The 14,235-nt window shown below is 36.8% G+C and carries 17 protein-coding genes and 1 riboswitch; all 17 genes read left to right on the top strand.

Annotated elements, in window-relative coordinates:
- The first annotated feature begins 25 nt into the window (after nt 1-25).
- The 17 genes from UFO1_RS11315 (at nt 26) to UFO1_RS11235 (ending at nt 14,076) form a co-directional block, all read left to right on the top strand.
- Complete coding sequence (locus tag UFO1_RS11315) at nt 26-532, top strand: YqeG family HAD IIIA-type phosphatase (protein WP_038670877.1); 507 nt, start codon at nt 26-28, stop codon at nt 530-532.
- Between the two features lie 45 nt (nt 533-577).
- The gene (locus UFO1_RS11310; protein WP_038670875.1) at nt 578-1,423 is read left to right on the top strand and encodes a shikimate dehydrogenase; all 846 of its coding nucleotides are present in this window, start codon (nt 578-580) and stop codon (nt 1,421-1,423) included.
- Nucleotides 1,424-1,652: 229 nt separating this feature from the next.
- Nucleotides 1,653-2,234: a hypothetical protein gene (locus UFO1_RS11305; RefSeq protein WP_038670873.1), complete on the top strand. Its 582-nt coding sequence runs from the start codon at nt 1,653-1,655 to the stop codon at nt 2,232-2,234.
- Nucleotides 2,231-3,460 carry a secretin N-terminal domain-containing protein gene (locus tag UFO1_RS11300; RefSeq protein ID WP_038670871.1) on the top strand — a complete coding sequence of 410 codons (1,230 nt, stop codon included), beginning with the start codon at nt 2,231-2,233 and terminating at the stop codon, nt 3,458-3,460. The genes UFO1_RS11305 and UFO1_RS11300 overlap by 4 nt, the downstream gene beginning before the upstream one ends.
- A gap of 91 nt (nt 3,461-3,551) precedes the next feature.
- Nucleotides 3,552-3,636: riboswitch (cyclic di-GMP riboswitch) on the top strand.
- Nucleotides 3,637-3,701: 65 nt separating this feature from the next.
- Nucleotides 3,702-5,387 (top strand): GspE/PulE family protein, encoded by a 1,686-nt coding sequence (locus UFO1_RS11295; RefSeq protein WP_071842010.1) that lies wholly within the window; start codon nt 3,702-3,704, stop codon nt 5,385-5,387.
- A complete protein-coding gene (locus tag UFO1_RS11290) occupies nt 5,387-6,436 on the top strand; it encodes a type IV pilus twitching motility protein PilT (RefSeq protein WP_038670869.1) in 1,050 nt (349 codons plus the stop codon). Before UFO1_RS11295 ends, UFO1_RS11290 begins: the two co-directional genes overlap by 1 nt.
- Before the next feature lie 22 nt (nt 6,437-6,458).
- Nucleotides 6,459-7,679 carry a type II secretion system F family protein gene (locus UFO1_RS11285; protein WP_038670867.1) on the top strand — a complete coding sequence of 407 codons (1,221 nt, stop codon included), beginning with the start codon at nt 6,459-6,461 and terminating at the stop codon, nt 7,677-7,679.
- Nucleotides 7,680-7,766: 87 nt separating this feature from the next.
- Nucleotides 7,767-8,195 (top strand): competence type IV pilus major pilin ComGC, encoded by a 429-nt coding sequence (locus tag UFO1_RS11280; RefSeq protein ID WP_038670865.1) that lies wholly within the window; start codon nt 7,767-7,769, stop codon nt 8,193-8,195.
- A 150-nt stretch (nt 8,196-8,345) separates the two neighbouring features.
- Entirely contained in the window at nt 8,346-9,092 is a 747-nt protein-coding gene (locus UFO1_RS11275) for an A24 family peptidase (RefSeq protein WP_236639386.1), read from the top strand.
- Nucleotides 9,093-9,109: 17 nt separating this feature from the next.
- On the top strand, nt 9,110-9,571 hold the full coding sequence (locus tag UFO1_RS11270) for a Tfp pilus assembly protein FimT/FimU (protein WP_038670863.1): 462 nt from the start codon (nt 9,110-9,112) through the stop codon (nt 9,569-9,571).
- Between the two features lie 15 nt (nt 9,572-9,586).
- On the top strand, nt 9,587-9,988 hold the full coding sequence (locus UFO1_RS11265) for a hypothetical protein (protein ID WP_038670862.1): 402 nt from the start codon (nt 9,587-9,589) through the stop codon (nt 9,986-9,988).
- A gap of 32 nt (nt 9,989-10,020) precedes the next feature.
- Nucleotides 10,021-10,557 carry a PilW family protein gene (locus UFO1_RS11260; RefSeq protein ID WP_038670860.1) on the top strand — a complete coding sequence of 179 codons (537 nt, stop codon included), beginning with the start codon at nt 10,021-10,023 and terminating at the stop codon, nt 10,555-10,557.
- Nucleotides 10,547-11,599 (top strand): hypothetical protein, encoded by a 1,053-nt coding sequence (locus UFO1_RS25560; RefSeq protein WP_071842009.1) that lies wholly within the window; start codon nt 10,547-10,549, stop codon nt 11,597-11,599. Before UFO1_RS11260 ends, UFO1_RS25560 begins: the two co-directional genes overlap by 11 nt.
- A gap of 13 nt (nt 11,600-11,612) precedes the next feature.
- Nucleotides 11,613-11,885, top strand: a complete 273-nt coding sequence (locus UFO1_RS11250) for a late competence development ComFB family protein (RefSeq protein WP_038670858.1) — start codon at nt 11,613-11,615, stop codon at nt 11,883-11,885.
- Between the two features lie 9 nt (nt 11,886-11,894).
- Nucleotides 11,895-12,962 carry a type IV pilus assembly protein PilM gene (gene pilM / locus UFO1_RS11245; protein WP_038670856.1) on the top strand — a complete coding sequence of 356 codons (1,068 nt, stop codon included), beginning with the start codon at nt 11,895-11,897 and terminating at the stop codon, nt 12,960-12,962.
- Nucleotides 12,959-13,492: a PilN domain-containing protein gene (locus tag UFO1_RS11240; protein ID WP_038670853.1), complete on the top strand. Its 534-nt coding sequence runs from the start codon at nt 12,959-12,961 to the stop codon at nt 13,490-13,492. Before pilM ends, UFO1_RS11240 begins: the two co-directional genes overlap by 4 nt.
- The gene (locus UFO1_RS11235) at nt 13,492-14,076 is read left to right on the top strand and encodes a type 4a pilus biogenesis protein PilO (protein WP_038670851.1); all 585 of its coding nucleotides are present in this window, start codon (nt 13,492-13,494) and stop codon (nt 14,074-14,076) included. The genes UFO1_RS11240 and UFO1_RS11235 overlap by 1 nt, the downstream gene beginning before the upstream one ends.
- Nucleotides 14,077-14,235 lie beyond the last annotated feature (159 nt).

Below are 14,235 nucleotides of genomic sequence, written 5' to 3'. Positions count from 1 at the left end.
CCTTAATTATGGAGGTACAGATTCTTTGTATAGTCTTTTATGTCCAAACTTAATTTATAATTCCTTACACGACCTTGAATACAATCATTTAAAAAGCCGAGGTATTAAAGGGATCATTTTTGATTTAGATAATACCATCATTCCTTGGGATAGCCAAGAAATGTCACCTGAAATTATCGCATGGTTAAATACCTTGCTGGCTGAAGGTTTTAAAATATGTTTTTTATCAAATAATATGGGGAAAAGGGTGAAAAGTATAGCTACTATTTTTAATGCACCCTTTGTATCTAGAGCTTATAAACCTGCTAAGAAAGGCTTTCGCCAAGCAATCGCAACAATGGAATTATCTCCAAACCAAGTGGCTGTTATCGGTGATCAATTATTCACTGATATACTTGGTGGTAATCGTTTAGGTTTAGTTACCATTTGGGTTAAACCTCTCAGTGCAAAAGAATTCATTGGTACCAAAATTACTCGTCGATTAGAAAAATTGGCTGTAGGATTATTAAAAACTAAGGGGTTATTAAAATAGATTACATATATTTCCAGGAAATATCCAATAAATGGAGGTAAGGTTATGATTACCAGTAAGACAAAAAAAATAGGCATTTTAGGATGGCCTTTGGGACATTCCTTATCCCCCCTCATGCATAATGCAGCTTTTACAGCACTCGATCTTGATTATGTTTATGTACCATTACCTGTTGAACCAGAAAAATTGGCTCAAGCTGTGGCTGGTTTAAAAGCCATGGACTTTACTGGTGCAAACGTCACCATACCACATAAGGTTGCTATTATGTCTTACCTTGATGAAATTGATCCTAGTGCCCAGTTTGTGGGAGCGGTGAATACAATTCTTATAAAAGAAGGAAAATGTATTGGTTACAATACGGATGCTCAAGGATTTATCCAGTCGTTAACAAGAAAGAATGTAACTATAAGGGGTAAGAAAGCTGTTGTTATGGGCGCTGGTGGCGCAGCAAGAGCTGTCGCCTCTGGTCTCATACAAAATGGCATACACCAAATCACCATTGGCACAAGAAACTCTCTAAAGGCACAAGAGTTCACCAATTTTTTCCCAAATTTTAAAAATTTATTAGGCTGTAACTGGCGAGATAGTACTTTTACTAACCAAGTCAAAGAATGCGATATTCTGATTAACTCGACTCCCATTGGTATGTCAACTAGTGAAAAAGAAGAGTTGCCTATTCTATGGGAGAATGTAAATAAGGACGCTACTATCTGTGATTTAATATATAATCCGCCAATTACTGCTTTTTTAAACTCAGCTCAAATTCGTGGCTATAGAATCATTAATGGAGCAGGAATGTTGGTAGAGCAAGGGGCCTTAGCATTTGAACTATGGACAGATAAGCAAGCACCGCGTACTATTATGTCGAATATTTTATCAAAATATATGTAAAAAAATAACAAAACACCTTATTTTAAAGCAGGAATTTACAAAATTGGTTAGAATATACATAATTAGGACATAAAGGCTTGGGTCCCAGGACCCGAGCCTTTATTTTGAAATTTTATTATGATAAATTGCATTATAATATCCTTTTTATTTGTCGCAATTATCAGTAATTTTTTAAGTAAATAAGAGAAAAATTGCTAGGTCTTATTTAGTATAGTAGGGGTGGACAACTTTGGAATTATCAGCTCAAATTGGAAAATTTACAGCCAAACAACGTCTAGGCATAATTCTCGGAGTGGGAAGCATCGTATTTATCATCACAATGTATATAACACCTACCGAAGTAGTGACGGCACCTACTATTCCTAAACAAGCAAATACGGGAGTTGTTAAGAGCTCCACCAATAAGGCTATTATGCTTGTTGGACAACAAGGTAATCAAACAAACCAAGTGTTTCGTGATCCTTTCCTTATACCTTCCGAATTTCAAGAAAAAATACCAATTACTAACAACGTAAGAGATCAAGGATTTTCAAAGGTTCCTAGTTCAAATAGAGAACCTACCGCGAGTGAAAAACTAATTACCCCAATTAAAGCCAAAGAATCTGTTACACTGACTGGTATAGTTAGTACCGATAATCAGCGTTTAGCAGTTATTCAATCAGCGAACAAAAGTAAAGCCTACCAGTTATATGAATTTATAGATACATACCAACTGGTTGCGATTCAGGATGATACTGTTATTCTTAAAGATAATGATAGCCAGCTCGTATTATCCCTAGAAACTCCCGGGAAAAAAGGAGGAAGAAAATGAGATACAAGATATTTATATGCTTGTTAGTACTTTTTCTCTCTATAGGGATTTCTAGTATGGCAATGGCATCTCCTCAAAGTATTAACCTTAATTTCATGGATGAAGATGTGCGTGTAGTCCTACATACTCTTGCCACAATTGGAAATGTTGATATGATTATTGATGATTCGATCAAAGGTAATATTACCATGAAAATTAATAATATAACCTTTGAAAATGCTTTGGCCCTAATCACTTCTGCTAAGGGAATATCGTATCGAAAAATAGGTGATTCCTACATTATCGAACCTGCTGACATGGGTATAACAGAAGTCTATAAACTTCGTTATATTCGTGCTGTTGATATAAAAAAATCTCTAGAACCTATTATGGGAAGTCTCAAACTAAAAGCAGAGATAGATGAAGTATCAAACTCCTTACTTGTTAGTGGTTCACCTACAGGCTGTGCTCGTATTAAAACACTATTAACAGATCTTGATATTCCGCAACAGCAGGTAACCCTGGAAGCGAAAGTAGTAGCCATAAATAAAGCTAAAACAAAAGATCTAGGAATTGATTGGTCATGGGATGTGACGCCCCAGTACCCTGAAGTTGAAACAACAGATGAAGTACGAGATAGTAACGGTAAAGTAACAACACCCGCAAAGACCACAATTACTCGGACAGCACATAAAGGTACTATAAGATTTGGTAGTAGTCCTGCAGGAGTCCCCTATGAGTTTTACTACCAGGCAAAGATCAATGCTCTTATTAGCAATGGTAATGCTAAGATTTTAGCAAGTCCTAAGGTAACTACCATTAATGGCAAGGAAGCACGTATTTTAATTGGAGATCACATCCCTGTGCTCACAGAAAAAACAGAAAACGGTAAAACAACCACTACTGTAGAATATGTTGACGCAGGTATTAAACTTACTTATACCCCCACCATTACCGCTGAAGGTACTGTGACTGCTAAAGTTCGTACGGAAGTGAGTACTCCAACTTTAGTATCTGATATTAAAAATTATCGTATTACTACTCGCGAAGCTGAAACTACGGTCTGCATGAACGATGGTGAGACAATGGTAATTGGCGGTCTTATTGGTAGTGAAGAATCCAAAACAAATAATAATGTACCTTTCTTAAGTGAATTGCCTTTGATCGGAACATTATTTAAAAGTGTACATAATTCGAAATCAGAAACGGAAGTCATTATATTTTTAACAGCACACACTTCTAAGTAATAAGAGTAATCTTTACATAATTATAAATCTATTATTTAGCATTTTTGGTAATAAATTGACATTATTTTAGCGAATGCTGGATATAAAAGTTGATATAGATAGTTGTGATGAAATCCGTGATGTATTTGGGCACTTTATCTAGGATGGAACAAGTAGTGCAACCGACTAACTTTATGCATTTAATTAAAATATGAATGTATTTGCTGTTCGGTTGCTTTTTTTATGAATAGGTAGGTGGAAAATGAAACGAAAAAGACTGGGTGATTTGTTGCTTGAGACAAATCTAATCACACAACAACAATTAGAGGAAGCACTAAAGATTCAAAAAAAGGACAATAAACGGCTAGGTAAAGTATTGAGCGATCTTAATTATGTATCCGAAGATGCCATGATTCAAGTTCTTGAGTTTCAATTAGGCGTACCTCATGTGGATTTATCAAATATTGTTATAAAGCCAGCAACAGCAGCTCTTGTTCCAGTGAATTTAGCAGAACGACACCAAGTGATTCCGATAAAAATAGCTGGTAATAAAATTACCCTAGCTATGGTTGATCCTACTAATTTTTATGCCATTGATGACATTCGTATGGCTTCTGGTTTTGATGTAGAACCAGTTATCGCCACGGAAAAAGATATTTTACGAGCCATAAGAGAATCTTATGGTGTCCAAGATTTAGTGCAAAAGGCTGTCAATAATATGCGACCAGAAGATATGGCATTAACAGCCGAACTCCAAACAGCAGATGATGCGCCTATCATTGGCTTGGTCAATTCTCTTATGAACCAAGCCATTAAGGACATGGCTAGTGACATACATATTGAACCACAAGATAAGACACTCCGAGTTCGCTATCGTGTAGATGGCATGTTAAGAGAAGTTGGCAGCTTTCCGCGAGACATTCATCCTGCAATTGTTGCTAGAATTAAAATTATGAGTGATATGGACATCGCGGAGAAGCGGATACCCCAGGATGGCAGAATCAAAGTGAAAGAAGCAGGCCATAATGTGGACGTGCGAGTATCAACTCTACCTACCATTATGGGAGAAAAAGTCGTCATGCGGCTATTAGATCAGAAAGCAGTTATTTTGGATCTTAATAAACTTGGCTTTTCCCCTGAAAACTTTACTATGTATCACAAATTATGTTCCCATTCCTATGGCATGGTTTTAGTTACAGGTCCCACTGGATCAGGAAAAACGACGACTCTCTATTCTACGTTAACTAAAGTGAATTCACCCAGTAAAAATATTATTACCCTAGAAGATCCTGTAGAATATCGTTTGGCTGGTGTAAATCAGGTACAAGTCAATCCTAAAGCTGGTCTTACCTTTGCTAGCGGACTTCGTTCCGTATTGCGCCAAGATCCTAATATTGTGTTAGTAGGCGAGATACGTGATAGCGAAACTGCGGATATTGCGATTCGAGCGGCCTTGACTGGCCATCTAGTCTTTAGTACCTTACATACAAATAATGCAGCAGGGACTATCACCCGTTTACTAGATATGAATGTTGAGCCTTTTCTTGTAGCTTCGTCTGTTTTAGGTGTTGTAGCACAACGGTTAGTCAGGTTAATATGTCCCGAATGCAAAGAAGGTTATATACCTAATTCTGATTCTTTAGAACGGCTCTTCTTAGGTATCGGACCCGACGCACAAATTACACTACATAGGGGAGTAGGCTGCGCACGTTGTAATCATACGGGCTATCGGGGACGAATGGCCATTCATGAACTAATGCCTATAACCGCTCAAATACGAGAAGCGATTAGCCGTAAAGCTTCTAGTGACGAAATTAGTAACATTGCTGTTAAACAGGGTATGACTACTATGCGCCAGGATGCGATTCAAAAAGCCTTAGCTGGTTTGACAGATGTTCAAGAGGTGATGCGGGTGGCCTATGCTGGAAGTAACGGGGAGGAACTCTAATGGAAAAATTATTACATCAAGCCGTAAAAAGTGGGGCTTCAGATTTACATATTACGGTAGGAGTACCACCTATATTGAGAGTCAATGGTAATTTGGTACGGGCAGAACACAAGGTGCTCACAGTCAAGGATACGGAGGAATTATTTTTCTCCATTACCAAACCAGAACAACAGTTGTATTTTAAAGACCATGGTGAAATTGACTTTTCTTTTGCTATTTTCGGTCTAAGCCGTTTCCGGGTAAATGCCTTCCGGCAACGTGGTTCAACGGCCATTGTCATTCGTGTTGTAAATGAAACTGTGCCTACTTTGGAAGAATTAGGGCATCCGCCTGTGCTTAAAAATCTAGCCTCTCAAGCTAGAGGGCTGGTCCTAGTTACTGGGCCTACTGGTAGTGGTAAATCCACAACGTTAGCAGCGATGATTAATTTGATTAACAAGGAAAGGTCCTGCCATATCCTAACTCTGGAAGACCCGATCGAATACTTACATAAACACAATCAATCTATTGTAAATCAGCGTGAAATGCATTCAGATACAAAATCTTTTACAATTGCTCTAAGGGCTGCACTACGGGAAGATCCTGATGTTATTTTGGTAGGGGAAATGCGTGATCCCGAAACAATAGCTACTGCCATTACAGCAGCAGAGACAGGACATTTGGTATTTGCCACCCTGCATACTGGCAGTGCCGCCCAGACTATTGACCGTATTATCGACGCTTTTCCCGCCCATCAACAGCAGCAAATTCGTATTCAACTTTCCGTCACATTACAAGGAATTGTTGCCCAGCAACTTTTGCCTCGCATTGATCAACTAGGTAGGATTGCTGCTTTAGAAATACTAATCGCCACGCCTGCAGTACGCAACATGATTCGGGAAGGTAAAACCCACCAGTTAACTTCGGTGATTCAAACGGGAGCAAAGTTTGGCATGCAACCAATGGACATGGCCCTAAGAGATCTATATCGACGTGGAATTGTATCTTATGGGGAAGCAGCCATGCGAGCCATTGATGAGGAAACCTTCGCTCGTCTCGCTAATAGTTAAAAAGGAAAGTAGGAGATTTTGAGTGGCTAGAAATTTTGCCTATAGAGCAAAAGACCGTAATGGACAAGTGCTGACAGGCAGTATTTTGGCTGAGAATGAACATGCCGTAGCTCTGCACGTTCGTGAAAAAGGCTATTTTATTACTCAGCTTAAAGAAGAAGGTAGCACTAGTGCAATACGCTCTTTTATCGATAACTTACAGCGTATTAGTCTAAAGGAAATATCTATTTTTTGTCGGTTATTTTCTACGATGATCGATGCAGGTTTACCTCTAGTGTCATGTCTTAATGTACTCATTGAACAAACTGATAATCCTCGGATGAAAAAGGCACTCCAGGATGTTTATAAAAAAGTCAAGGAAGGGGAAACTTTATCACGTTCTTTAGGGGATCACCCTCGTATCTTCCCTGGGCTTATGATTAACATGGTAGAAGCTGGAGAGGTTGGTGGGGTGCTCGATGATGTACTCGGTCGTTTGGCAAATCATTTTGAAAAAGAACACAAAATGAATGAGAAGATCAAATCTGCTCTGACTTATCCTGCTGTCGTAAGTGCTATGGCAGTTTTATCTGTAGTATTTATCCTAACCTTTGTTTTACCCACATTTGTACAAATGTTTGACAATATGAAGATGGAGTTACCATTACTAACTCGTATCTTATTAGCAATTAGTGCTTTCTTACGTAATTATGCTCCTTTTCTCTTAATAGCCGTTATCGCTGGCGTTTACGGCTTCAAGATTGCCTATCAGCGAGAAGATACGCAAAAATATATAGATGCCTTAACACTAAAGATCCCCATTGTTGGTATGTTGTCCCGGAAAGTTGGTATTGCTCGCTTTAGTCGTACCTTGAGTACTTTGCTACACGGTGGCGTATCTATCATTACTGCCTTAGAAGTAGTCCAGAAAACTATTGGTAATCTTAGTATGACGAAAGCCTTAGAACAAGCCCAAAGTGGTATCAAAGAAGGCATGGGACTAGCCACAACCTTAGCCCAAAGTAAAGTCTTCACTCCTATGGTCATCCAAATGGTATCCATAGGCGAAGAAAGTGGTGCCTTGGACAAAATGCTAGAAAAAATTGCTGATTTTTATGAGAATGATGTAGATGATGTGATTAGCCGTCTAAGTAGCATCATTGAGCCTGTAATTATTGGGGTATTGGGAGTGGTGATTGGTTTAATTGTGATTTCTATTATGATACCACTCTTTGATGTCATAACAAATTTTAGTAATGTGTAAAATTTGTTTTAATGTAAGGAGGTGAATCGTTTCATTCGGATTACAATAATTGTTGATATTTATAAAAAATTGAAAAGAGGTAAATCTATGTTAATCAATTTAAGAAAAAAAATGAAAAATCAAAAAGGGTTCACATTAGTAGAGTTGATGGTAGTAATTGCAATAATTGGTATTTTAGCTACAATTGCCATACCTAAAATGACCGGTGCAACAGCGTCAGCAAAAGATGCTAAGCTGACAGCTGATTTACGAACTCTCGACGGCGCACTAATGATGAGCTATGCTAACTCAACCACTACTCCTAAAAAATATCCTGCAACCTTGGCTACTTTAGTTACAGATAAACTTATAGCCGAAGTTCCTAAAGATGCTAAAGGTGAAGATATGAGTTATACACCTACAGATGAAGGAGCAGCAAGTGGATCAACAGTAGCTTCAAGTTCTTCATACAAATTATCAGGAAAAAATTCGGCAGGTACTGCCACTAAATCTCCAGGCAGTGAAGCGATACAGTAAATATATTCGTCTGTGGGAAGTTGAGAAATATTTTCAACTAGAAACAATATCCCATCAAGGCGGCTTCTTGTAGTCGCCTTGATGGTTTTCTTGACAGATTTATAGTATTTATTTGCATTTTAATAGATAAAATTGCTAAGGAGAATTCAATTGTATATTGAACTATTTTTCTTTACTCTAGGTCTCATCATTGGTAGCTTCCTCAACGTCTGCATCTACCGTCTACCGCAAAACCAATCTATCCTTACGCCTTCTTCTCACTGTATGACATGCAATACACATCTTAAACCATGGGATCTAATTCCTGTCCTTAGTTATCATTTATCCCGCGGTCGTTGCCGCTATTGTGGTGTTTCCTTTTCGTCGCGCTATCCTATCGTAGAAATATTGACCGCAGGCCTTTTTGTCTGGTGTCTGTATATATTGGGGATCTCTTTAGAACTTTTCAAAACCCTTATTCTTACATCCTTTTTACTTGTTATTACTTTCATTGACTATGATCACCAACTTATATTAGACAAAGTTTTACTATGGCTATTTGGGGCTGGTGTTGTTATAAATTTGTGGACAAATAGCCTAGACATCTGGGACATGATTATCGCCAGTTTCCTTGGTGGTGGATTATTACTTTTCATTGCCGTAATCAGCCGTGGTGGCATGGGAGGCGGCGATATTAAGTTTGCTGCAGCTCTTGGTATTTGGTTGGGATGGCAATACTTACTTCTAACCTTACTATTATCTTTTATAATTGGTGGTGTAGGCGGCTTATTATTATTAGCTTTTAAGTTAAAAAACCGTAAAGATTTCATACCCTTTGGTCCCTTTATCGCCCTAGGTGCCTTAATTAGTAGCTTATACGGAAATGAAATTATTACTTGGTATTTGGAACGATTATAATAAGGTGGCTATATCCCATGCAACGAGGTGTAACCCTTATTGAACTTCTGCTATGTATTGCTATACTCAGCATTTTTTCTAGTATGGCAGTGCCAACAATTGGTCAATCCTTAGCAAAACAAGAGCTTGAGAATAGCACTCGTCAATTAGTTGCAGACATTCGTTGGTTACAGCAGATATCTATAAATTCGGGTGTAGATACAACTGCTTATGTATTAATTTTTAAATATACGGCTCCTTATGGCTATTATATTACTGCGAATACCCAAAGAATAAAAGCTGTTACCTTTCCACCATCAGTAAATTTATCCGGGCAGTTTTCCTCTATTTCTTTTAGCTTGAATGGAGCACCTAAAAATAGTGCGCAATCAGTTGCTCTTTATAGCCCTAAACTAAAAGAGTCGAAGTATGTTATTCTTGCGCCAGTCACTGGACGAGTGCGTATCAGTAGCTCTATAAGTACACAACCTGAAGAATAAGGGGGAGGTACTCATATGAATGTTCTGAAGGAAAATCGGGGGTTCATGTTAGCTGATGTGATAATCGCAATTTTTCTTGTCTGTGTAGCCTTAGTACCAATTTCTGGTTTGTTTACGCAATCAATACAGACCAGTGCTGAAGCTGCTGACTATACCCGTGCTGCGAATCTCATGCAACAACAATTAGAATTATTAAAAACTAAATCTCCTGAATATTGGGCAGAGCTGGCACTGCCTTGTCAAATACCGTGGCAAGTAAATCGTTTACTACCACCATCAAAATACACATTAACCTCACAAGCAACTTTATCTACACTAGACAGTCATCTTGTGCAGGTGAATATTATTGCTTCTTGGAAGGAGAGGAATAGAGAGTGCAATCTACAGTTTGTTGCATTTTATCCTACCCTTAACTAATAGCATTTTGTTAGCAAAAGAGGTGGTGTCCCATGAAAAAAGCATACCTTACTGCACAAGATGGATTGACTCTAGTAGAATTATTAATTAGTATCACGCTAATGCTTACGTTACTTTCTGGTATCGCAGATTTGTTTTCCGAATCTTTAAGACTTTGGATATTTAATAGAAATCAAGAGAATATTCAGCAAACAGCACGCCTAGCAATGGATAGTATAGCTCGAGAAATACGCTATGCTCAGCAAATCACTTTTAAGAATAAATCCTCTTTACTTATTACCAAACCAAGTGGGGAAAATAATACCTTTCAATTAGGTGGCGGAACTCATTCCAAAACCATATATATTATTATAGATAAAACTAAGACAAAACCTGCAGGGGGGATATCCAGTAATCCGATAACAGAAAATTTTGTAACCAACTTAGATTTTCTTGCTTATCCGGAGAGTGAAAATCCAAAAGCGGTAATGATAACATTAGAAACAACTGACGAGAATACTGGCGAAAAAAAGCTGCTTCATACAGCCTGTTACCCTTTAAATAAAGGTGGCATGCTTAATGAACAATAAGCGAGGTTCGGCAGCATTGTTAGGGATTATTGCTATGATGTTATTAGGACTAATAGGCCTTGGCATGATGACACGCAGCAGAATAGAGTTGGAAATAGCAACGAATCATCGAGATGGAGTTGCTGCACAATACGTAGCTGAGGCTGGAATACAATGGGCTATTACTAAGCTAAAAATAGATGATGAATTCAAAAGCCAAACTGAGAGCAAGGATTTTATAACCACGTTCGAAATTCTTGGTACGTTATCACCAATTGGAAGTTATAATGTTAAAATAGGACCGGATTCTAAAACTACTAACAAAAATGTACGCCTCATTCGATCCATTGGAACAGTTAATAAAGCAAAACGCCAAATTATTGGCAAGGTGCTTTTACCAGTAGTAGCTAGTAGTGTTTTTAATTATGCTTTGTTCTCCACTGCCAATTTAAGCATTACGAACACTATGATTACTGGATCACTCCGTAGTAATGACAACATTACTTTGAGTAACAATTGTGAAATAATCGGTGATATATTTATTCGGGATTCTACTAAAATAAGTTACAATGAAACAACAATAAATGGTATGATAAACTATAATGTACCAATTATTAAAATACCTGCTTACAATGAAAATGACTATAGGAATAGTAGCCTTTTGCATGATTTTCTTGATGGACAAACTTATACTCTAACTGATAACCTATCATTTGCAAATGACAATTTTATTATGAAAAATAATAGCTACTTACTAGGAAACGGTTTAATCTACGTGAAAAACAATGTCATAATTGATACAAAATCTCAAATACTCGGCAATATTATGATAGTTGCAGGTGGAAATATTATCATCTCAGATCATGCTATCCTAAACAAAGCTATCTTATTAGCGAAAGGTAATGGGCAAATTGATACGAGTGCAGAAATTACAGGCTGTATTTCTGTCGGTGGAAAACTTAATGTAGAGGATGCCACTGTTATTTATGATAACAATATTATACAATTTTTCAATCTGCCAACTGACATAGCAAGTCCTTTTGAAATTACTTGGGATTATTAAGGAGATGTGTATTATGGAACTTAAAAATTATATGGAAAAACTAGTTATGGAAAAACTTGAGATTGTTATTCAGGCAAACCCTACTATGTGTACTTGCCAGCGATGCCAGTATGATATTGCCGCCTTAGCTCTGAATGCTTTGCCGACTCGTTATGTTGCAACTTCTACAGGTGAAACCTATACTAAAATAAGTTCATTGGACCAACAGTTTCACGTCGATGTCGTATCTGCTATTACCCAAGCCATTAAAATAGTGAAAAAGCAACCCCATCATGCGGAAAAATAGGTGAGTATTATGTGGAAAAAAATCGAAAGATTTTTATTAAAAAAGACATCAAATACGATTGGTATTGATATTGGTACAGGTGCCATAAAAGTTGTTGAAATCGTATGGACGAAAGAGCAACCCGTATTAAAAAACTTTGGTATTCAAACCTTACCACCAAAAGTCATTGAAGATGGGCGTATCATTAACAGTAACCTTTTAAGTGATATTCTAAGTAAATTGCTTGCCACTATCAAAATTTCTAGTAAGCATGTTGTTGTCGCAGTAGGTGGCCGAGGAATGTTTGCACGAGAATTAGTTTTCCCTGTAATGACGCAAGAAGAATTACAAGAAGCAATTAAGTGGGATTTAGAAAAATATATACCCTATGCTCCTGAGAGTTATTATTTTGATTTTTCTATCGTAGGTAAGGGTGATATTGAGACGGAAATAAAGGTTTTATTAGTGGCTGCTCCTCATGAACTAATTAATAGTCTTACGACTATTATTAGAAGTGTTGACTTAGTACCAGTCGCTGTTGATGTTGAACCAATGGCTTTATATCGTACTTTTATTAATGCCGAAAATGCTATAATAATTGATATTGGAAAAATGATTTCCCAAGTTACTATATTCCAAAATGGTAGCCCTGCTGTAATCCGCAACATTCCGATTGGTGGAGAACGTATGACTGAGGTAATTATGGAAGTAGAGGAGCTTACAGATACTGAAGCAGAGCAAGTAAAACAAGGACAGTTTGATTTGATTAACGAAGACATGACGGGAAAATATGCTGAGGTAAATCAACAACTAAAGTTACTGTTAACTGAGTTTTGTAGAGACATACGTCGCACTGCTGAATACTATCAGCTACAAAATAACGCAGCAATTATTGATAAGATGTATATTACAGGTGGTGGCTCAAAAATGAGTAATTTGATTCCTTATTTGGCCACACAATTAGATTTACCAATCGTATTGCATGACCCATTGGAAAAATTAGAAATCCCAGCATCTTTTGATAAAAATCACTTACAACAAATAGCACCTCAATTAAGCACTGCAATTGGTTTATCCTTACGAGGAGGTGAGAGATGAATACCATCAATCTCTTACCTCTTGCGGAGCGCCAACCTAAGTGGCCTATAAATCAATTTCTAATTATATCTATTTTCTTATTACTTTTGCTGTTTAGCAGTTTATATTGTTATAATACTTATAAAATCTGGAGTATCGAAAAAGAACTGCAAGCTACTCGTAACCAATATGAATTGTTGCAGCCAACAAGAATCCAGATGATTAATTTGGATGCCAAACAGCAATTATATGATAAAAAAAATAATTTAGTAGTGAGTTTAACAAAAGGACGTAGCACTTGGTATTCCATTATACAACATTTAGTAACTATAACGCCTCAGGATTTATGGTTTACTGATTTAAGCAATACGGATAAAGGTGTCGTCTATATTAAAGGTTCGGCAGGAGCCTATCCCGCTGTAGCCCAATTAATGAAAAATTTAGAGAATGATCCTATTTTTACCGAACCAAATTTGAACAAGGTTGAAAGTGATGGGACTTTATCAATTGTTAAATTTGAAATAATGGTAAAGTTTAAGGGGATGCAATAATGAATTCTTTTTCATGGAATAAAACATCAAATAAAGATAAAGTTATTTTGTTTATTGCAAGTGTAGCAGCTACAACTTGGTTCTTATATTCTTTTTTACTCTTGCCTCAATGGAGTCAAATCGAAGAATTAACAGCACAATCTAATATAGAACGTCAAAAGGTAAAAGTAATTGAGGAGTTTTTATTACTCCATCCAAATGTTGAACAATTTGCATTAGAATTAGATAAAAAGTTTATAAATGTTGATGCAATGTTACCGAATAATCCTGGTATTAGTAATTTTCTTATACAAATAGAACAATTATCGAAGGGATGCGGTGTACATCTTGGTCATGTCAAACCAACACAAACGTCTAACAAAGAAGGCTATAGAGAATATGCTATTGAAATACTGATAAGTGGATCATTTGCACAATCTATGAACTTTTTAAATAAACTTGAAAATGAACTACGTTTTATAAATGTACATACCATTTCTATGCAAGCAGGTAAAAACAATTTAGAAAGTAAAATTTTAGCTAAAATTTATAGTTTTGGAGTACCTGCTGAAAGCAGTAAAACTACAGATATTAAAAATAATTGAAATAACTTTAGATATATTTACAATTATATAGTAAAATAGTATACACAAGCCTTGAAAAAAGTACAGGCGGTGCTGTTATTAATAGTGAAATTTAATCACGAAATATTAATAACAACATCGCTTGTCTTATTGTTTTCTTTATTTTTCGCTGAGGTGAAT

The sequence above is a fragment of the Pelosinus sp. UFO1 genome (assembly GCF_000725345.1).
In the GTDB taxonomy this organism is placed as follows: domain Bacteria; phylum Bacillota; class Negativicutes; order DSM-13327; family DSM-13327; genus Pelosinus.
Note: the sequence above shows the minus strand (reverse complement) of the source record. Positions and strands in the feature narration are given on the sequence as shown.